This window comes from Pseudoalteromonas prydzensis (assembly GCF_001661495.1).
GTDB lineage: Bacteria > Pseudomonadota > Gammaproteobacteria > Enterobacterales > Alteromonadaceae > Pseudoalteromonas > Pseudoalteromonas prydzensis.
In genome coordinates, this window is the sequence record NZ_BDDT01000007.1 from 152338 (window position 1) to 172798 (window position 20461).

16 protein-coding genes are annotated in these 20461 nt (G+C 41.4%); 9 read left to right on the forward strand and 7 right to left on the reverse strand.

Features of this window, described 5'->3' with window-relative positions:
• Positions 1-11: 11 nt before the first annotated feature.
• Positions 12-2333 carry a TonB-dependent receptor gene (locus A7968_RS14385; RefSeq protein ID WP_064667267.1) on the forward strand — a complete coding sequence of 774 codons (2322 nt, stop codon included), beginning with the start codon at positions 12-14 and terminating at the stop codon, positions 2331-2333.
• Positions 2334-2395: 62 nt separating this feature from the next.
• On the opposite strand, the gene A7968_RS14390 is transcribed toward A7968_RS14385, so the two are convergent.
• Together A7968_RS14390 and A7968_RS14395 are read right to left on the reverse strand one after the other, a co-directional pair.
• Positions 2396-3448: an aldo/keto reductase gene (locus A7968_RS14390; protein ID WP_064667268.1), complete on the reverse strand. Its 1053-nt coding sequence runs from the start codon at positions 3446-3448 to the stop codon at positions 2396-2398.
• Positions 3449-3461: 13 nt separating this feature from the next.
• Positions 3462-3890 (reverse strand): acyl-CoA thioesterase, encoded by a 429-nt coding sequence (locus A7968_RS14395; RefSeq protein WP_064667269.1) that lies wholly within the window; start codon positions 3888-3890, stop codon positions 3462-3464.
• 184 nt (positions 3891-4074) lie between these two features.
• On the opposite strand from A7968_RS14395, the gene A7968_RS14400 reads away from it, so the two are divergent.
• The 4 genes from A7968_RS14400 (at position 4075) to A7968_RS14415 (ending at position 8799) form a co-directional block, all read left to right on the forward strand.
• The gene (locus tag A7968_RS14400; RefSeq protein ID WP_064667270.1) at positions 4075-4278 is read left to right on the forward strand and encodes a hypothetical protein; all 204 of its coding nucleotides are present in this window, start codon (positions 4075-4077) and stop codon (positions 4276-4278) included.
• 67 nt (positions 4279-4345) lie between these two features.
• On the forward strand, positions 4346-5398 hold the full coding sequence (dinB, locus tag A7968_RS14405) for a DNA polymerase IV (RefSeq protein ID WP_064667271.1): 1053 nt from the start codon (positions 4346-4348) through the stop codon (positions 5396-5398).
• Positions 5399-5480: 82 nt separating this feature from the next.
• Complete coding sequence (locus A7968_RS14410; RefSeq protein ID WP_064667272.1) at positions 5481-7154, forward strand: carbon starvation CstA family protein; 1674 nt, start codon at positions 5481-5483, stop codon at positions 7152-7154.
• Positions 7155-7275: 121 nt separating this feature from the next.
• Entirely contained in the window at positions 7276-8799 is a 1524-nt protein-coding gene (locus tag A7968_RS14415; protein ID WP_064667273.1) for a M17 family metallopeptidase, read from the forward strand.
• Positions 8800-8876: 77 nt separating this feature from the next.
• On the opposite strand, the gene A7968_RS14420 is transcribed toward A7968_RS14415, so the two are convergent.
• Positions 8877-10514, reverse strand: coding sequence for a methyl-accepting chemotaxis protein (locus tag A7968_RS14420; RefSeq protein WP_064667274.1), 1638 nt, complete (start codon positions 10512-10514; stop codon positions 8877-8879).
• A gap of 179 nt (positions 10515-10693) precedes the next feature.
• A complete protein-coding gene (locus A7968_RS14425; protein ID WP_064667275.1) occupies positions 10694-12919 on the reverse strand; it encodes a S9 family peptidase in 2226 nt (741 codons plus the stop codon).
• 112 nt (positions 12920-13031) lie between these two features.
• Between A7968_RS14425 and A7968_RS14430 the strand changes: the two genes are divergently transcribed.
• Both A7968_RS14430 and A7968_RS14435 read left to right on the forward strand, forming a co-directional pair.
• Complete coding sequence (locus tag A7968_RS14430) at positions 13032-13424, forward strand: HIT domain-containing protein (RefSeq protein WP_064667276.1); 393 nt, start codon at positions 13032-13034, stop codon at positions 13422-13424.
• A gap of 31 nt (positions 13425-13455) precedes the next feature.
• Entirely contained in the window at positions 13456-13986 is a 531-nt protein-coding gene (locus tag A7968_RS14435; protein ID WP_064667277.1) for a protein-tyrosine phosphatase family protein, read from the forward strand.
• A gap of 77 nt (positions 13987-14063) precedes the next feature.
• Here A7968_RS14435 and A7968_RS14440 read toward each other — a convergent pair whose 3' ends face one another.
• The gene (locus A7968_RS14440) at positions 14064-15764 is read right to left on the reverse strand and encodes a DUF8614 domain-containing protein (protein WP_064667278.1); all 1701 of its coding nucleotides are present in this window, start codon (positions 15762-15764) and stop codon (positions 14064-14066) included.
• A 265-nt stretch (positions 15765-16029) separates the two neighbouring features.
• Between A7968_RS14440 and A7968_RS14445 the strand changes: the two genes are divergently transcribed.
• On the forward strand, positions 16030-16869 hold the full coding sequence (locus A7968_RS14445; protein WP_064667279.1) for an HDOD domain-containing protein: 840 nt from the start codon (positions 16030-16032) through the stop codon (positions 16867-16869).
• Between the two features lie 65 nt (positions 16870-16934).
• Here A7968_RS14445 and rdgC read toward each other — a convergent pair whose 3' ends face one another.
• Positions 16935-17846: a recombination-associated protein RdgC gene (rdgC, locus tag A7968_RS14450; RefSeq protein ID WP_064667280.1), complete on the reverse strand. Its 912-nt coding sequence runs from the start codon at positions 17844-17846 to the stop codon at positions 16935-16937.
• 120 nt (positions 17847-17966) lie between these two features.
• Positions 17967-19730, reverse strand: coding sequence for a sensor histidine kinase (locus A7968_RS14455; protein WP_064667281.1), 1764 nt, complete (start codon positions 19728-19730; stop codon positions 17967-17969).
• A gap of 279 nt (positions 19731-20009) precedes the next feature.
• Between A7968_RS14455 and A7968_RS14460 the strand changes: the two genes are divergently transcribed.
• Complete coding sequence (locus A7968_RS14460; protein ID WP_157586756.1) at positions 20010-20375, forward strand: response regulator; 366 nt, start codon at positions 20010-20012, stop codon at positions 20373-20375.
• The last annotated feature ends 86 nt before the right edge of the window (positions 20376-20461 follow it).

Below are 20461 nucleotides of genomic sequence, written 5' to 3' on the forward strand. Positions count from 1 at the left end.
AAGGATCATTTATGCACACAATAATAAAAATGAACGCGATCACCCTTGGTTTACTGATGGCCTCAAGTGCGGCAAGCGCTGCGCAAAATGAGTCATCTGGTGCTAACGGCCTTGAAGTTATTATGGTTACCGCACAAAAACGCACGCAAAGTGTAAAAGAAGTGCCTTTATCGATTACTGCAATCTCTGGTAGTGAGTTACAAGATAAAAACATTAGTGATAGCGAGGAGTTATCATCACGCATTGCTAACTTTAATATTAGCCAATCAGGGCAGGGCTATAATATTACCATGCGTGGGCTGGGATCAGGGCCAAATCAAGGGTTTGAACAAACCGTAGGGACTTACGTGGATGGCGTGTATCGCGGCCGTGCTTATCAAATGCGCAGTGCTTTTGTTGATTTAGAGCGGTTTGAGGTTTTACGCGGGCCACAATCTACTTTATTTGGCAAAAATACCACCGCGGGTGCGCTCAATATTACCACCGCCGCACCTACCGAAGAGCTCAGCGGTTATGCTAACTTAAATTATGAAATTGACAATGGTAGTACCTTTGATGGTGCGATCAGCGGCAGTTTAACTGATAATCTGCAAGCTCGTGCTGCGGTTAAAGTCATCGAACAAGATGGCTATTTTTATAATACCTTAGTGGCACGTGATGAAGTTGGCCGTGATGGTGTTTTTGCACGTTTAACGCTTGCTTGGCAACCGACTGATGACATTAGTGTGTCGCTTAAATATCAACATGACGAAGAAGAAAATCAAGGTATAACGCCCAGCCAACCCCTCGCTGAACCTGCTTTATATGGCGCGCCTTTGCCAAGTGTATACGGCGATATAAGTCAGTATGTTGTTAATGATAAATTGAATAAAGGCTTAGCTGCCCTTGGTGAAGATGAGAGCGGTGACTTTAGCGCTGATTATTGGACGCTCAATGTTGAATGGGATTTAGGGGATCAGGTACTCAGCTCAGTAACGGGGTTACAAGATTACACTATGCTGCAAAGCAACGATGGCGATCATGGTCCCGCGCCGCTGACTTACCGTCAAGCCAGCGATGAAAGCTTTAATCAGTTTAGTCAGGAATTGCGCTTAAGTTCATATTTTGATGGTCCATTCAATTATATTGCTGGGCTTTATTATCAAACCACCGAACTTGATTTTTCTGAGCAATATCGAATTTACCCACTCAATGCTTTAGGGCCAAGAGACTATCAATCGGATACTGATACAAAGGCCATTTTTGCCAAATTTGATTACGCCTTTGCGCCCAAATGGCAAGCATCATTAGGGCTGCGTTATTCACAAGAAGAAAAGCAAGCATCACGTAGTTTAAGCATGGTTGAATTAAGTTCAGGTACGCCGATCAATAATATGACTGTGGTTAATGTACCAGCAACTTTGCAAGGTATGGGATTCCCTGCGATGTTGCCAACGCCGATTTATTTACAGTTACTCAGTTCACAATTAGGGCTTGAGCAGCATCAGGTTGCAGGTGAGCGCAGTGAAAATGAGTTTAACCCATCCCTTAATATTACCCGTCAGTTTGAAGATGCCATGGTGTATGCATCAATCTCGACTGGCTCAAAAGCGGGTGGCTTTGATGCGCGGGCAAACCTTGCGAAAGATTGGGAGTTTGAGCCTGAAAAGGTAACTGCGTATGAAATAGGCACTAAATTAACTCTAGCTGATGGCGCAGCTGATTTGAATATTGCTGTGTTTAATATGCAGTTTGAAGATTTACAAACTTCCACTTTTGATGGCGTTGCTGGGTTTTACGTTGAAAACGGCGCACAATCGTCAAGCCGTGGGGTTGAGATTGATGGCCGTTGGCTGCTAAGTGATAATTGGCAGTTATCAGGCAATGTGGCTTACCTTGACTTTAGCTGGGATGAATTTACAGGTGCAAAATGCTTTAACAGCGCAATGTATCAACCAAGTAATGTTGAAAGCAGCGGGGTTACGTGTGACTTATCGGGTCAAACCGGGGCTTATGCGCCGAAGTGGTCTGGTAGTGTGAACCTAGATTATAGCAAAGCTGTTGGGGCCGATCTGGAGTTTGCCTTCAATCTCGAAAGTGTATTTAAGTCTAGCTATTACACCAACTATGACTTAAATCCATACACAGAGCAAAGTGGCTACGGTAAAGTTAATATGCGAATAGGTTTGATTGACCATAATAATGGTTGGTCGTTGGCCTTATTGGGTAAAAATTTAACCGACAAATACACCACCACATACAGTACTGATATGTCATTTTCTCCTGCCGGTATGTATGCCACTTGGGTAGAGCCTGGTCGCAGTATCGCCGTGCAAGCGGGCTATCGATTCTAATTTTTAGTTAAGTGTTATGTATTAAAGCCCAGCTATAATAACCAATAGCTGGGCTTTTTTGTTTAGAACGGCATTGGATATTGTCTAAATATTGCATCAATATCAGTGAGTGCTTGCTCACTTAATTCGATATTAAACGCGTCTATGTCTTCTTTTAATTGCGCTAAACTGGTTGCACCTATAATCGATGAGGTAACGCCATCAACTTGATTGCACCATGCGAGTGCCAACTGTGCTGGAGTTAGTTGGTATTGCTGGGCAATTTCCACATAGTGACTAATTGCTTGTTGGGATTGCGCTGTATCACGGAATAAACCATTACGTTGTACTAAGGTCCAGCGACTGCCTTGCGGGCGAGCGCCATTTAAGTATTTACCCGTTAACATACCGCCTGCAAGTGGCGACCAAGGAAGATAGGCAATATCTTCATGAATACATTGCTCAATTAAATAAGGCCAATCTTTCGCGTGTAATAAACTAAATTCATTTTGAATCGACACCATACGCGGTAAATTATGTTGCTCACTTAAACGTAGAAATTGGCTTATACCCCAGGGCGTGTCGTCAGATAGGCCACAATGTTTAATTTTACCGGCCTTAACACAATCATTTAACCCTTCCAGAATGTCTAGCATACCAGCGGTATGCTGCTGCGTGTCGGCATCACTAAAGCGGATCATGCCAGGCCACTGCTTACTAAAGTGCGGCGATTGGCGATTTGGCCAATGCAATTGGTATAAATCGATGACGTCGGTTTGTAGGCGTGTTAATGACTCATCTACGGCGTTTATCACTGCTTGGCGAGTAATATCACCGCCATCACGCACCCAAGATAGACCATTACCCGCAATTTTGGTTGCAAGTACAATGTCATCTCGTTTACTTGGATTACGTGCTAGCCAGTTTCCTATAATTTGCTCTGTCTTTCCGTAAGTATCAGGGGTGGGTGGAATGGCATACATTTCTGCGGTATCAATAAAATTAACACCTTGATCTAGGGCATAAGCTATTTGCTCATCTGCATCAGCTTGGTTATTTTGCACGCCCCACGTCATACTGCCTAAGCACACGCGTGATACATTGATACCACTACTGCCAAGAGGGTTATAACGCATAATGATTCCTTATTTAATCTTGCGAGTAGGTTTTAAGAGCTGCTAAAAGAGGCTCGCTTAAGTTGGCTTTTTTGCCAGTTTTAAAATTGAACATCACCACTTGTGATGAGCCAATAGTTGTTAATGCGTTTTGTGCTTGGCTAAATACATTGTAATGCATCATAAAACGATCAGCTTGAATGTCACTGATTGTAACGCCAACAAGTACTGTATCAGGGAACGTAACAGGGCGCTTATAACGGGCGTTATTTTCACTGATCACCGGGCCCACACCGGTTTTTTGTAAATCTTCGAGTAAATTAATTTGGTTAAAAAAATCAATGCGGGCAGTTTCAAAATAACGAAAATAAACGACATTATTAACGTGCTGTAAGGCATCCATTTCACCCCAAGCAACATTAATTTTGGTGTGAATAGGGTGTTGTTCTATAAACGATTGCATAAACAAACTCGATTACTGTAATGAATACTCAGGTTAGCAATATGCTGCTTTTAGCTCAAGAAAATTAGAAAAATCATCAAAACATGCTAACTTTAGTGGTTCACGCTTACGTAAATGATAACTATATCCTAACCCCATTTTGAGGTGGTTTGGCTATATTTTTAATAATTTAAAGGAGCAAATTATGAACTTAGTTGCAGCAAAAATTACCAAATGGTTGGCCCTACTAGCACTGCTGTGTTTAGCGATTTTGTGTTATGCAATGGGTAATGCATCGGGCGCTATCGTGTTGCTGATCCTTGGCTTTGTGTTCGAAGGTGCATTTTGGTTATTTGGTCATAGGTTATTTTCACGTAAGAAAAATATAGAAGGTGAATCTCCCAGCTGATCACTTGCTTATAGAGTAAAGTTAATTAATAATAACTGTTCATACATACAGTTGTTTGGTTTGGGGAATGAAAAAGTTTATTCATATTGACATGGATTGCTTTTATGCCGCGGTTGAAATGCGCGACAATCCAGCGTTAGCTAATGTGCCGTTGGCTATTGGTGGTAATAGTAGAAGAGGCGTACTGTCGACGGCAAACTATATTGCTCGTGAATACGGTGTGCGCTCGGCTATGTCCAACTATCATGCTAAACAACGCTGCCCTGATTTAGTGATTGTGCCTGGCCGTATGCAGGTATACAAAGCAATTTCTCTACAAATTCGCGCTATTTTTCAGCGTTATACCGATTTAATCGAACCCCTTTCCTTAGATGAAGCTTACCTTGATGTCACCGACAGCACAGCGTGTAAAGGCAGTGCGACATTAATGGCGCAGCAAATCCGTGCTGATATTTTTGCCGCTACTGGCTTAACGGCATCAGCAGGAGTGGCACCAATCAAATTTATTGCCAAAATTGCCAGTGACGAAAACAAACCAAATGGTCAGTTTGTGGTGTTACCTGAGCAAGTTGATGAGTTTTTGGCGCAATTGCCTTTGGGTAAAATACCCGGCGTTGGTAAGGTCACTTTGGAAAAGCTTAATTTAAAGGGCTTATACACAGGTGCTGATGTGTGCGAAAAAGGCGTAAACTGGATGCAGCAGCATGTTGGCAATTTTGGCGTGTCCTTGTATCAAAAATGTGCAGGCTTACACATTGGTAAAGTATCCACCGAGCGTGTGCGCAAATCGCTAAGCGTTGAACATACCTACGAATACAATAAAACCAGCTTACAAGAATGCCTAGATCAGTTACCTATTTTGTTAGAAGAGCTCACTCGGCGATTAGCAAAACAGCAATTAGAACAACGCATCAATAAACTCAGTGTCAAAGTAAAATTTGCCAATTTTGTGGTGACATCGGCAGATCAGTCCTATCATCAAATTGACACAGCTATATTTACTGAACTATTAAGCAAAGCGTATCAACGTGGTCAGCAGCAACCGGTACGATTACTTGGTATCGGGATTGGCGTAAAAAATGAGCCGCAACAGCATCTTCAGTTAAGTATATTAGACTAAAGGTTTAGAGTGTTTTTTACTCAAGTCTTGCTAGTGTAGAAAGTGAACAACACACATTTTTATAACTATAAGAGAGAGCACTATGCAATCAGTTGTTATTGTACTGCTGGGTATGGTTGGAATGCTTTTTGGTTGGTTTGTTTATTCTAAATTTATCGCCGAAAAGATTTTCAAAATGGATGACAGTTTTGTCACCCCAGCACATGAGCTAGAAGATGGTAAGGACTTTGTGCCTACCAATAAGGTGGTGCTATGGGGGCATCACTTTACCTCTGTCGCTGGGGCGGCGCCAATTGTTGGCCCTGCGATTGCTGTTTACTGGGGCTGGGTGCCAGCCGTATTGTGGGTCGTATTAGGTACTATATTTTTTGCCGGTGTGCACGATATGGGCGCGCTTTGGGCTAGTGCCCGTAATAAAGGCAAATCCATGGGCGCGCTCTCAGAAACCGTGATTGGTAAGCGTACCCGCGCGTTATTTATGATTGTGGTTTTTCTGGTGTTATTAATGGTGAATGCGGTGTTTGGGGTGGTGATTGCAAAATCATTTATCAGCAGCCCAAATGCGGTTTTCCCTGCGTGGGCTGCTATTGTGGTAGCGCTCGTGATTGGCCAATTGTTGCGAAAAAAAGTCTCTCTTATACCATTGTGCTTTATTGGTGTCGGGATTTTATATTACACCATCTACTTAGGCAGCAGCATGCCTATTTCGCTACCAGATGAGCTATTTGGTTTAAGCGCCAATGCTAACTGGATCATTATTTTATTTATATATGCAGCTATCGCGTCACTGTTACCAGTGTGGATGTTGTTACAACCACGAGATTTCATCAATGGTATGCAATTATTGGTAGGCTTAGTGCTGTTATATGGCGCTGTGTTTGTCTCTATGCCAGATATCACTGCACCTGCGTTTAATACTCAAACAGCGATAGATACTCCGAGTATCATTCCTTTACTGTTTGTGACCATAGCCTGTGGCGCGGTATCGGGCTTTCACGGTATTGTGTCATCGGGTACTAGTTCTAAGCAGCTCAATAAAGAAACCGATGGCCGTTTTGTCGGTTACTTAGGTGCTGTGGGCGAGGGTATGTTAGCCCTGATCACTTTGGTTGCTGTCAGTGGCGTTGCACTTGCTGTATCGCCAGAAGAATGGCATGAAATATACAGCCATTTAGGTGCCGGTAGTGTCGGTGCGTTTGTTAGCGGTGGCGCGAACCTAATTGAAACTGGTTGGGGCATTTCTAACGAAGTTGCATCGACATTGCTTGCCGTTATGGTGGTGCTATTTGCTGGCACGACGATGGACTCTGGAGTGCGCTTGCAGCGTTATATCATTCAAGAGTGGGGTGATATTTATAATATTAAAGTGATAAAAAATGGCGTAATAGCCACATTGATTGCAGTGCTAAGTTGTTTATTATTGGCCTTTGGTGCTGGTGGCGCTGATGGTAGTGGTGGCATGATCATTTGGCCGTTGTTTGGCTCAACGAATCAAATTTTAGCGAGCTTAACCTTGTTAGTTATTTCAGTGATGTTGATCAAAGCAAATCGCCCAGCTAAGTACACGCTTATTCCGATGAGTTTTGTGCTAGTGATGGCGTTTTTTGCAGGGGTGATCAAGCTTGGCGAGTATTACCAACAAGGTAACTGGTTATTAGTGACATTGGATATTATTGTATTGATCATCAGTGTGTTGGTAATGCTTGAAGCCTGGTCTGTCATTGCTAAGCATCGCGCAGAGAATAAATCTAACTGATTTATTTTACACTGTAACTGCAAGTTGCCAGCAGCGTATCAGCTTGTCTTGCTTTGCTGGCAATAGCTAATTAAATCTATGATAATAAGGTCCTCAGTTTTTCGACAACAGGACCTTTTTTATGGCATATCCTCACGCAGTTGCAGCCCCGCAATTAGATAACGCAAAACATGACGCGCTTATTATTATTGCCGATAATTTTTCACAATTAGACGATCCTAATCTAAGTCAAGCGATTAAAGCGCAAATGGCGGTTGATGCACGTATCGGTAAGCAAGTTACTTTCCTCGTGGTTGATTCAAAACGCGTGATTTTAGCACCAACAGGTCCGTTAAATCGTGATTATGATGATGTCCGACGTTACTTTGATGCTGCTAAACTCGCTATTATTGAGGCGAAAGCATCGGGCAGCACTAAGCCTGCTATTTACTTACCACAAGCAAGCCAAGACAGCCGTTATCAATATGCTTTAGAAGTGGCCTACTTAGGTGCATGCCAAGCTCTTTGGCAGCCACTAGAAGCACGTGAGCATCATGGTGAAAGCATTGAGCCAATTACCCAAATTGCACTATTTGGTGCCAATGAGCAAACCATTAAAGCGGTTAATGCGATTGCTGCTGGGCAATACGCAGCGCGTGATTTATGTGGTACTGAACCTGAGCGTATGGCGCCACCGCGCTTTGCAGATTACTGCGTAGATTTATTTAAAGGCTCTAAAGTAAGCGTTGAAGTGATTGCCGATATTGCCACTATCGATAAAGAATACCCGATGATGAGCACAGTGGCTCGCGCTTCATACGCGGTAGAGCGTCATCACCCGCGTGTTGTTAAACTTGAATATGTGCCAGAAGGTGACGTTACTCGTACTTTGATGTTTGTTGGTAAAGGCTTAGTGTACGACACTGGTGGTGCAGACTTAAAAGTAGGCGGCTTTATGGCGGGTATGAGCCGCGATAAAGGCGGCGCTGCGTCTGTTGCTGGGTTCATGAAATCAGTTGCTGATTTTGCACCTAAAGGTGTAAAAGTGATTGCCTTTTTAGCGGTTGTACGTAACTCGATCGGCTCTGATTGTTTTGTGCCAGATGAAATCATTACCAGCCGTGAAGGCGTTCGTGTACGTATAGGTAACACCGATGCAGAAGGTCGCTTAGCAATGGGTGACCTACTAAGCGAAATGAAAGAACTCGCTAAAACGCAAGTAAATCCAGAGCTCTTTACCGTGGCGACATTAACTGGCCACGCTGCCCGTGCCATGGGTCCATACAGTGCATACGTTGAAAATGGTCCAGCACGTGCTGCGAATATCTCTCGTAAATTGGCTGATTGTGGCGATTTATGGGCTGATGGCGCTGAAGTGTCGCGTAGTCGCCGTGAAGACTATGACTTTATCAAACCACGTACACTTGCGGATGATGTGCTATCAAGTAACAATGCAGCATCGGCAGTTACAGCGCGTGGCCACCAGTTCCCTATGGCATTTTTAGCAATTGTTGGTGGCCTTGATAAGCATGGTACTGACTCAGCACAGCCTATTCCCTATGTGCATATGGACATTGCCGGAAGTGGTGTTGAAGGTGGCGATTGGCAACATGGCAAGCCTACAGCCGCAGGTTTAAGCAGCCTGTTTGCTCGTTACTGTTTATAATCTTATCGTTAATTTATAGACAAAAGCCCCGTTATTAACCATAACGGGGCTTTTTTATTCCCTCATCATGGTAAGTATCAATCTAACTTAAAGCGGCCCACAACATCGCTTAGTCCTTGACTGCTGTGTTTTAAGTTATCACTGGCGCTAGAAAGTTGCGCTGTGTTTGCTAATGAATGTTCAGTTGATTGTGATAATTCATTAATGCGTAGATTCACTTCATCAGCGGCACTTGATTGTTGTTCGGTTGCTCGGGCAATTTGGCCGTTCATATCAGTGATCACAGAAACCAGTCGCTCAATTTCAGTTAATGAGTTATTAGCCGAGCCAGCTTGCTCGACGGTGCTAGTTGATAGCTTTTGACTCGCGGTGACTGCTTCAACCGCCGCTTGCGCGCCTTTTTGTAGTTTGGCTATCATGGCTTGAATTTCGTCGGTACTTTTACCTGTGCGACTAGCAAGTGTACGAACCTCATCGGCAACAACGGCAAAACCACGACCTTGCTCACCGGCACGAGCAGCCTCAATTGCGGCATTGAGGGCAAGTAAATTGGTTTGCTCTGCAATCCCTCTAATTACATCAAGTACCGAGCCGATATTGTTACTTTCGTTGGCTAAATCTGTCGTTACCTGACTCACTGTTTCAATATTCTGTGATAGGGTTTCTATGGCTTTAATTGTTTTTGCGACCACTTCTTTACCTTGCGACGCATTACTTGCAGCATCAACGGCGGCATGTTCGGCAGCCTCAGCATTACGGCTTACATCATGGATTTGGTGGGTCATCTGCTCCATGGCAGCCGCGACTTGAGTTGAACTATCATTTTGCAGTTCGATAAAAGAATGATTAGTTTTACTGGCATCATCAACGGTTTGTGCATGCTGGTTTACCTCATAAGCATTGGTGGCGACTTGCTTGAGAGATTCACGAATTTTTGTGGTATATAAATTAAAGTATCGAGATAAACGCGATACTTCATCATTGCCGCTCTCATCTAATACCTGCGTTAAATCGCCTTCACCTTGTGAAATATCTTTCATCATATCGGCAGCAAGTTGGGTTGGCAGTAAAATACTTCGTGCAATTAAGTAACTTAAGCTAATAAATAGTATAAGAATAATACTGGCATTGATGATCATTAGGGTGCGTAGCTCTGAAAATGCTTCATCAATGGTGTCTAAGTAGACTCCTGAGCCAATGATCCACTGCCAAGGCGTAAAGCCTTTCACAAATGCAATTTTATCTACTGGTTGATCTTTACCTGGTTTAGGCCATTTATAGGGCACGAAGCCGCTGCCTTGTTGTTTTACTATATTCACCATTTCAATAAATAATAGAGTGCCATCGGGATCTTTGTTGTTGGCTAAAGATTTACCATTGAGGTCTGGCTTAATTGGATGCATCACCATATTTGGCTGATAGTCGTTGATCCAGTAATAGTTGCTTTCGTCATAACGCATGGCCGCTATGGTATCGAGTGCATGTTGTTGTGCTTGTTGTTTGTTGAATGTGCCATTTTGTTCTAATGAGTAAGCGTGGCTAATAATACTATGGGCTGCTTCTACCAGGTTCTTTGTTTTAGTGTATTGCTCTGTTTTTAGTGAGTTATACTGTTGTGCAAGGCTGGTTATACTTAAGAAAAGCAAGCCAATTACCACCACACTGACCAGCATTGCTAAACGCTGGAAAATTGTAAAACGGCGTAAATACGACATAGAAGATCCTTTGTGTGTGCTCGCATTGTTCGCGAATATAATTAAGCGTAGTTAATACTGTATAAAAATCTAGGTAATTAGCCGATTACTGATAATAAATAACAGTGCATTTTTTATGTGAGAAAAAAAGGCTGATTTTACAATCAGCCTTTTTTAATTATTAAATTAGTTTAACCCGGTTATTTAACGTCAAAGTGGCGGTTAAAGAAACTGGTAATTGTTTGATGTAAATGTGTTTGCACACTTTTACCACGTAGGCTGTGTTTAGAGCCAGGGTAAGTCATCATCTCAAACTGCTTTTCGTTATCTTGCAGTTGTTTAAATAACTTAGTGGCATGTGTGAATAGTACGTTGTCATCAGCCATGCCATGGTAAATCATCAGTGGGCCTTTTAGGCCATCGGCATAAGGGAATACCGCGCTGTCAGTGTAACCTTGAGCGTTTGTTTTAGGGTGGCCTAAATAGCGCTCAGTGTAATGCGTATCATACAATGCCCAATCAGTTACGGGTGCACCAGATACGCCCGCTTGGAAGTAATCACCGGCTTTAAACATGGTCATTAATGCCATATAACCGCCATAGCTGTGGCCGTAGATACCGATACGCTGCGGATCAACATAATCAAGGGTACGTAAAAACTCCACGCCTTTGATTTGGTCGGCTACTTCCACTACACCTAAGTGTTTGTAAATGGCATCTTCAAACTTTTTACCACGGTTGTATGAACCACGGTTATCAAGTTGGAAAACCACATAACCTTGTTGTGCCATATATTGGAAGTACAAGTTTTTGCTGCGCCAGCTATTAGTTACACGTTGTGCATGTGGGCCACCATAAACATTAACGAGTACAGGGTGCTTTTTGCCATCGTTAATAGTGGCGGGTTTAAATAAACGGTAATGCATTACTTGGCCATCATCCGCTTTTATTGTGCCATATTCTGGCTCAGCTAAATTTGCTAAATAAGGCGTTAATGGGTGTGTTTTATCTAGCTTGTTTTCCTCAAGCCAAGTAATGAACTCACCGTTTATTTTACGAAGGGCAGCGGAGCCTGGTTTATTTACCGATGAGCTGTTATCAATAAATGTTTTACTGTCTTTGGCAATGACGACATTATGATATTGACCTTGTTCGGTAATACGCTTGATATCGCCCTTTTTAAATAACGGCACACTGTATAAGTGGCTTTCTAGAGGCGTGTCTTTACGACCTGCAAAATAGACGATGCCTTTTTTCTCATCAATACCTTTTAAACTATCAACCACCCAGTCACCATTTGTGATTTGGCGTACTAATTTACCGTTACTACGATAAAGGTATAAATGCTTGTAACCATTGCGCTCAGAGGCCCATACAAAGTGTTTTTTGTCTTTTAAAAACTGTAGGTCAAAATGTAGGTTGATCCAAGTATCGCTGGTTTCAGTTAAGGCAACTTTTTGCTCTTTTGTATCACTGTTATAAAAGCGCAATTCTAGCGTGTGTTGAGAGCGGTCTTGCCATTGGTATGAAAGCGTTTTATCGTCTTCTAACCATTTGGCACGGGCGATATAAATATCGTCGTCTTTACCAAGGTCAACCCAATCAACACTTTGATCGTTAATAGCGACAACACCAAGTTGGATTTTTACATTGTTGGTGCCAGTAAATGGGTAGCGTTGGTTGAAGAGTTTCACTTCTTCAGCGTAAATTTCGTTACGGATAGCTTCTTCAACCGGGCTTTCGTCAATACGGGTGAAAGCGATTTTTGATTCATCGCCTGACCACCAGTAACCCGTCATTCGGCCCATTTCTTCTTGCGCAACAAATTCAGCCATGCCGTTTTTGATCACGCCACCGCCATCTTTGCTCAGTTGAATTTCTTTACCTGATTTTAAGTTAAGCGCGTACAGGTTTTGTTCACGTACAAACGAGACAAAATTACCTTTTGGTGAAAAACGGGCATCTGTTTCAAATGCTTCGGTATCGGTTAGTTTGCGGCTTTTTGCTGAGGCAAGCTCGTAGTAATAAAGGTCGCCATTAAGTGGAAATAACAGCGCTTTGCCATCCTTAGACCACTTGTATTCTAAAATACCTTTACCAAAAATACGTTGACGCTCGCGGCGTGCTTTTTCTTCGTCTGAGAGATTTTCTGGGCCAGAAAATAGCTTAGCTGAATCCACTAACATACTATTTTTGTTGTCTTTTAAATTGTATTCCCATAAATCATAGCGGTTGTAATCATCGCTTTTACCTTGCAAATAGGTAACACGGCTACCATCAGGTGAAAACTTAAGTTGTACGGGGGCTGTACCCGCTAAACTAGGATCATCAAAGATACGTTCTAACGTAAGTGGCTGTGCTTGCACTGTAATGGTCGTTACCACCAAAGGAAGCACCCATGAGAGGTGTTTAATTTTTTTTAACACGTGTTTACCTTCGCTCGAATAAAAACTGCCATGATGGTAAAGGCAAGCGTGGGCAACTGCAACTAAATGCTATAAAGTAGCGAAAAAGTACTTTCTATAAGGAATAAAAATAATGGTTGAATTTACTCTTGCCCCAGAGCTTGCCCGTGATTGTATTGAAGTGGCAGATTGGCCTTTGTGTAAAGTGTTACTGATGAACGACAGCCAATACCCTTGGTTTATTTTGGTACCTCGAAAGCCAAATTTAAATGAAAGTATTGATTTAGATGATGTTGATCAGCTGATGCTAATGAAAGAATCAGCGAAATTAAGCCAGTTGCTTAAAGAAGTGTTTAACCCAGATAAGCTCAATGTTGCCGCACTAGGTAATATGGTGCCGCAGTTACACATTCATCATATCGCTCGCTTTAAAAACGACGCTGCATGGCCTGCGCCAGTATGGGGCAAGTTTCCGAGTGTCCCTTATACTAATGAGCAGGTAGAACAATTAAAAACGCATTTTTGAAAATCAGAATGAGTTACTTTTAGGGGATAGTATGAAATTAATAAAGCAACTTTGTGCTAGTGTATTTATTACAGCCATTGCAGCTTCAACAGTGATAGCGAGCGAGAAGCCAGCAGCTATAGAATTGCTAAATAGCGCCAATATTAAAAACTTGGCAGCACATAACAACTTAGTTTTTTCAGCAGCGCAACCAACTGAAGATCAGTTTAAGCAACTATCGCAAGCTAAGGTGATGCACGTTATTAATTTACGAGCAGCCAATGAGCAAGATTGGGATGAAGGGGCGTTAGTAAATTCTTTAGGGATGAACTACCACGCAATTGAGATTGCGGGTGCACAAGATGTAAACATTGATAATGCAAAACGATTAGCCAGTCTTTTAGAGCAACTCAAAGGTGAGTCAGTGGTTGTTCATTGTGCAAGCAGTAATCGCGTTGGTGCATTAATGGCTATTTCAGCCCATCAGCAAGGCGCTGATATAGAGTCTGCAATTGAAACCGGCAAGCAGTGGGGAATGGCAAGCTTAGAGCCGATTGTTCGTGAAGTCATGAGTGATAAATAATTGGACAGATAAATAATCAGAGTAAGAAAAAAAGCGTTACAGTGTAACGCTTTTTCTGTGAACTAATTTAGCTCATATTAATTAAGGCCGAGTACATCTTTACCTTGCTTGAAAGTTACATCTACCGGGATATTTGCTTGGCTTAGCTTTTCTAAGTCTTTAGCAAGCTCTGCTTTAATATCACCATGCGTAGCAATTAGCTGGTCAACTTTTTCGTAATCGCCGTCACCTTGTAGGGTTAAAATCAAGCGTGATAATTTCGCCATAGCTTGGCCCATTTTTTCCATATTAACACTGTAAAGGCCTTGCTCGTTTTTAGAGAAGGCACCTTCTTGGGCGAAAAAGTTAAAGCGGATCATATTTGCTTTACCATGCGCACTTGATGCGCCAAAGCGAACCGAACGGAAGATACCGGCCATAAAGGTAATATAGTAATCTTCTAATGTACCTTCCGTGATCTCACCTTTTTTAAGTAACTGCTCAACCATATACAAACCTAAGATATCAGCTTTGCCTTCTTCAAGGGCACTGGCGTGTTCTTGCAGTGATTGGCGCACAGTGCCTTTATCAGTAATGGTGTTTTTAATGCCTAAACCGTGAGCCACTTCGTGGAACATGGTATTGGCAAAAAACGCATCAAAAGTAATGTGTTTACGTTGTTCTGGCACAATAAGCTGATCGGCAATAGGCACTAAAATTTTATCAAACTTGGCCCGCATGGCATTTTTCAGCTGTAAGCGACGTGTGCCTTTTTCAAGTTGTACTTGTTCATCGTTTGGTAGGTTGATAGCAATGGTTTTACTGCCGGCATTTGAATGGCCTGCATAGTAAACAACATCGTATGCGTTTAGATCGGCGTCTGAGCCTGGGACTTCCTGTTTATATTTATCATCAACAGGTAAACCTTTTTGTAGCTCAGGCAAAAATGCAGCAAACTTTGCAAGACGTTCAGACCAAGCTAAATCTTTTACTAAAACATAAGATTCAAACGCAGCACGGTAGCCAAATAATTGATCTTCATAGGTTTCGATTGGACCAATAACCACATCAATGGGGTTATTTTTCATGTCCATCCATGCAAAATCTGACGCTTGATAGTCATCACTTTGCAGGGCATCGGCTCGTAAGTTTAAGTAGTTAGCAAATTCTTTATCTTCAGCAAGCTTGCTCGCTTCACGTAATAGGTTAGCTGCTTTTTCAAGAGCTTGTGCGTATTCAATTGAATACGCTACGCTATAAAGTTTGCCACTGTCATCGCGCTTAATTACAGAGTAAAGGCCGTTTTTATCGGTTACATCTGATTTGTTTAGTTCTTCTTTAGTCATGTCTGCAGGGTAAAACTGTGCACCTGCCGTTTTTTCTTCATAGCCAGATAAAAACGCTTCATCGCCATTTAAACGATCCCAAGGGCCGTAGTTTATATCAGCAAATTTTTGGACTTTAGGATCATTTATTTTAGCTAAAAATGATGCTTTATTTTCACCAAATGCTTGGCGCCAGAATAGGTCATCCATTATTTTTGACGCATCAATAAGCTTAGCAACGAGTGCTTTTTGATTGTCACTTAAATGTGATAAGTCAGTGGTTAAACTAAAGTCAGTATAGATATCTAAGCGACTAGTATCAGCATTAATAAGCTGTGGGCCGCTAGCTTGAGTTTGTTTTACGGGAGTTGCAACGTCAGCCGCGGTTTTTGCAGTGCTGGCTTGTTCAGAACATGCGCTAAGAAAAACGGCACCGCTAAGAATGAGTGCTTGGCTTATTTTATTAAGAGTCATTATGTTGCCTGTTAAAAAGTGGATTTAATATATGCCCTAGGTACAAAGGACTACTGTTTCCTTGTTGTGTCAACATTAAAGCAAATCTTATGCTTAAATAGCAAGTTTCCTTGACTCTAGGCTTTGGGTTATAAATTTTAGTAGAAAATAAACTAAACTATTTTCTGTAATTTTCTTAACTTTAGCGGTAACTTAGACAATACTGTATCTATAAGAATCCATGATTTGGTATTTAAACAAATCAATACAAAAGGATGGCACATTTATGTCAACAGAAAACGCATTACTGACCATTTTGGTTGATCGTATTAATAATGACACGTTAGTCTTACCAACCCTCCCAGAGGTTGCGGTGCGTGTACGCCAAGCTGCCGATAATCCAGATGTAAATTTAGCGCAAATGGCCGATGTTATTTCCCATGATCCTGCTTTAGCAGCACGGATGATAAAAGTTGCGAATAGTGCGTTTATGGGGCGCTCAGTTAAAGTTTCAAATATTAATCAAGCGGTCACCCGCATTGGTTTGCGACAAATAAAAAACATTGCGACTGCGATGGCAATGGAACAATTATTTGTTTCTAATAATGAATTGATCAAAGGGTATATGGATAAAGCATGGCAAAAAACGCTAAAAGTAGCTTGCCACTCAATTACATTGATGGAGTTTTTCTTAAAAGAAAACAAAAAAACATCACTCAATCGTGACACCATTACCTTAGCATCGCTAGTTTATAATATTGGTGTATTACCTATCTTAACTGAAGCAGAGCGTCATCCTGAAGTATTTGCAAACCCAAGTTTTTTAGCCCATGCGATACAAAAGCTCAGTGGTAAAGTAGGCGGTGCAATTATGCGAGCATGGGAATTTACAGATGAGTTTGTTGAGGTGGCTGAAAGCTGGGCAAACCCAAATTATCGCCCTGAGCATATTAGCTATGTTGATTTCATTCGTATTGGTGCCATCATGGAAGGTATTTTACAAGTCTCAGATAAGTCTGCGGCACTGCAAACTTATATTGATAAAGGCGTGATCCCATCGTTAGATATTTTTTCGACTGATGAATACAATGACATGCTCGATGATGTGAAATCGGTATTCAATTAACTTTATTAAGACAGCAAAAAAGCGCCAATTGGCGCTTTTTGTGTTTAATACAGCCTGAACCTAAATTAGGCTAAGTCTTCAACGTCACCTAAGCCCGCTGTTAATTCCTCAAGCAGTTGTTTTATTTCTTCTGAAGCAAGAATAAAGTCAGCATCAAGTTTAACTAGCATGTCTTCTTTAGGGATATCTGCATTTTCTTCTTTTAATGTTTCTGAGTAACTAAGGCGTTTAATTGAACCGTCGTTTTGCAGCATAAACTTCAAGCGCTCTTGCCAATCAAGGGCTAGTTTAGTAACGCGTTTGCCACTTTCAAGGTGTGATTTTACTTCATCACAGGCAAGGTCATGGCCTTTAAGTTTAACTTGTGCGCCACTGTCATCGGCTTCTTCAAGTTCTGCATCTGAGCCAATCGCAAAACCTTCAGGCGTGCTAAAGTTAGTTAACCAGTCAGTTAAGAATACGTCTAAATCATAGTTAGCAAAGGCAGGTACTACCGGTAACGTGCCTAATGATTTACGCAGTAGTGCTAATAACTCTTCCGCTTTGTTGAAACTGCCGCTATTGACCACCACCCAGCCGTTTTCTTGGTCGATAAAAGCAAACTGCAAGCTCGATTTTTTAAATGCTTGTGGTAGTAAGCTATGGAGAATGTTTTCTTTTAGCTCATCTTTTTCTTTTTTCTTAACTGGGCGATTTTCTTCTGCTTCGATAAGCTCTATTTTTTCGGCAACCATATCGTTGATAACAGATGCTGGCAGTACTTTTTCTTCACGCTTTGCACAGACTAAAATACTTTTTTGCGAAAAATGGGCAAGGGTATCACCGTGCTTACCAAAGGCTTTTGTCCAACCAAAGGTACTTAGATCTTGGCTGCCACAAGGGCGAAATAAATCTTGTTCTAAAGCTTTATCAAAGTCTTCTTGAGTGTATGAAACGTCTTGTTTAAAGCGGTAACAAATAAGGTTACTAAACCACATAGGGAAATTGATCCATTCGGTAAATTTGCCCAATCATAGCAATAAAAAGCTGATGCGCAAATGACTGATTGGCCAAACGTTTAGCAATTAAGCAATGTCTTAGACAATCAGTATCGCGACCTAGTTATTAAATATAGACAACGGTTTTGGCATGTCTTTGGGGAAGCTAATATGGTAGTGCAGGCCTTTACCGGGTGAACTGGTTACCTCAATTTCACCGCTGAGGGTTTGCTTGACTAAGTTAAAGGTGATGTGGGTGCCAAGGCCGCTGCCACCTTGATCGCGTTTGGTGGTAAAGAACGGGTCAAATAGTTTCTCTAGTTGTTGTTCAGTGACCCCATTGCCATTGTCTTTAAAGTCGATAATCACTTGGTCGTCTTCATCTTTAATTGCAATATCAATAATACCGTTATTGATGCCATCAAAACCGTGGATCAATGAGTTCATAATTAAATTAGTAAATATTTGGCTAATCGCACCCGCTGGCAGGTTAAGGGTTAAATCTGCTGGGCAATCTAAATTAATGTGATGGCTGGTATGTTTAATTTTAGGGTGCAATGAACGAATGACTTCACCTAAATACTCTTTAAAGTTAATGGTGCGTACCGCTTCACTGGCTTGATCGACGGCGATTTGCTTAAAGCTGGCAACCAGTTCAGAAGCGCGGTCTAAATTGGTGGTTAATAGGCTGGTACTTTGCTTGGCATCATTAATAAACTCTTCCAGCGCTTTAGGAGAGAGGGTTTTATCTTTGTAGGCCGCTTCTATTTGTAATAAACGCTCTTGTAAAAAAGAGGTGGCAGTAACGCCAATGCCTACCGGTGTATTAATATCATGAGTAATACCAGCAACCAGTCCACCTAATGCCGCCATTTTTTCTGAGCCAACTAAACGCTCTTGTGCCATATTGAGCTCATCCACATAGCGCTGCATTTCGGTTTGTTTAGTCAGTAATTCTTGTTCGGTATGACGACGCAAATCAATTTCTTCAGTGAGCGTGAGTTTTTGTTTTTCTAGTTCGTATTTTTGCTGTTGTAAATCCATCATCGCTTGGCTTAAGTTTGATGTTTTACGAGCTACTTCTTGCTCTAGTTGCAGGTTTTGTTGATCAAGCTTTTCGTTACTGATCATTAATTTTTTTTGTGTCTGTTCAAGTTCTTTGCGATATTGCACAACTTTATCGATCAATTTATTAAATGATTCTTCCATCACTTTTAATTCGTTGTGCTCACTGGTTTCAATCTCGATATGTTGTCCTTCAAGGTCGTTTAACTCAAGGTCTTCTATTTGCTCTGTCAATTGCGCGAGGGGTTCGGTGAGCAATTTTCTAAATGCCATTAAAAACAAAATGATCAAGAAAGTGGTTTTGATCATCGCATTACCAATTAAAAAGTAAATGGAGATCATAATTCGGCTAAATACTACTTCTCGGCTGGAGAACAGTGTTACATCACCCACTTGGGTAGCACGCCCTGAAAATTCAAAGATCAATGGAAAGGTATAACCAAATAAACCCGATGGGGTGTCTTCAATGATGGCTTCTTCTTGTACTAATTGTTGGCTGTACAGCTCGCGAATATCTAACGAGCGGCCCAACTGTGAAATAATTTCGCCGCTATCATCACGGACAATGATGCCTTCGATCATAGGAATCGCTAATAAACCTTCAGCAGTGGTGATGGTTTGTTTGGTGTTTAGTTCCCAAATAGCGCGAGTTAAACTACGGCTAAAGGTTTTTTGTAGAGTCGTTAATTCATCACGGATATAATCTTTCGTGTTCACATACTCTGCTATAACTTGCCCGCACGTCACTACAAAAGTTAATAAAAAGTAGACGGATAACACGCTGGTAAGTAGCTTCTTCGACAGGCTTTTTTGTAGCATGGGGGTCCCATAGCTCCTTTATTTTTTACACAAAGCTTAATTCATACCCTAGCAACGAGTACATTAAATACTAAAGTTAGCTAATAAATGTTTAAAAATAAATAAAATAATCTTATTTAGCCGTATATTGCCTATTTTTCTTTTTTTAGCAGAAACTTAAGCTTATCGCTGTTAAATTTTTGTGTTATAAAATCACAATCACTTTGTAACATTATGATTTTTTGAGTGACAATTAGCCTCACTCAGTGATCTATTATCGGTATTTTAGTTGTCAATATTATGAATTTTTCCGTATTGGTGTGTGATGATTCTACAGTAGCACGCAAACAAGTTGTGCGTTGTTTAAATGAATGTATTACAGCAGATATTATGCAAGCAAAAAATGGCCGCGAAGCCTTAGAGTTAATGAAAACGCATAATTTTGACTTATTGTGTCTTGATCTAACAATGCCTGAAATTGATGGCGTGCAGGTGCTTGAGCGTATTAAAGCGCAAAAAATAGAATGCTTCGTGCTGGTTATTTCTGCTGATATTCAACATGCAATGAAACAGCGTGTCGCAAAGTTAGGCGCTATTGATTTTATTGATAAGCCAATAGATAAAACCAGATTAAATGAAATCCTGCATAAATTTGGCATTCATTAGATTTGTTTATAACCAAAAAGCATAATTTATCTTTTTATTAAGGGTTGACAGAATAGCCATGTTTAAGGCAGTCTAAGGGCTATGAA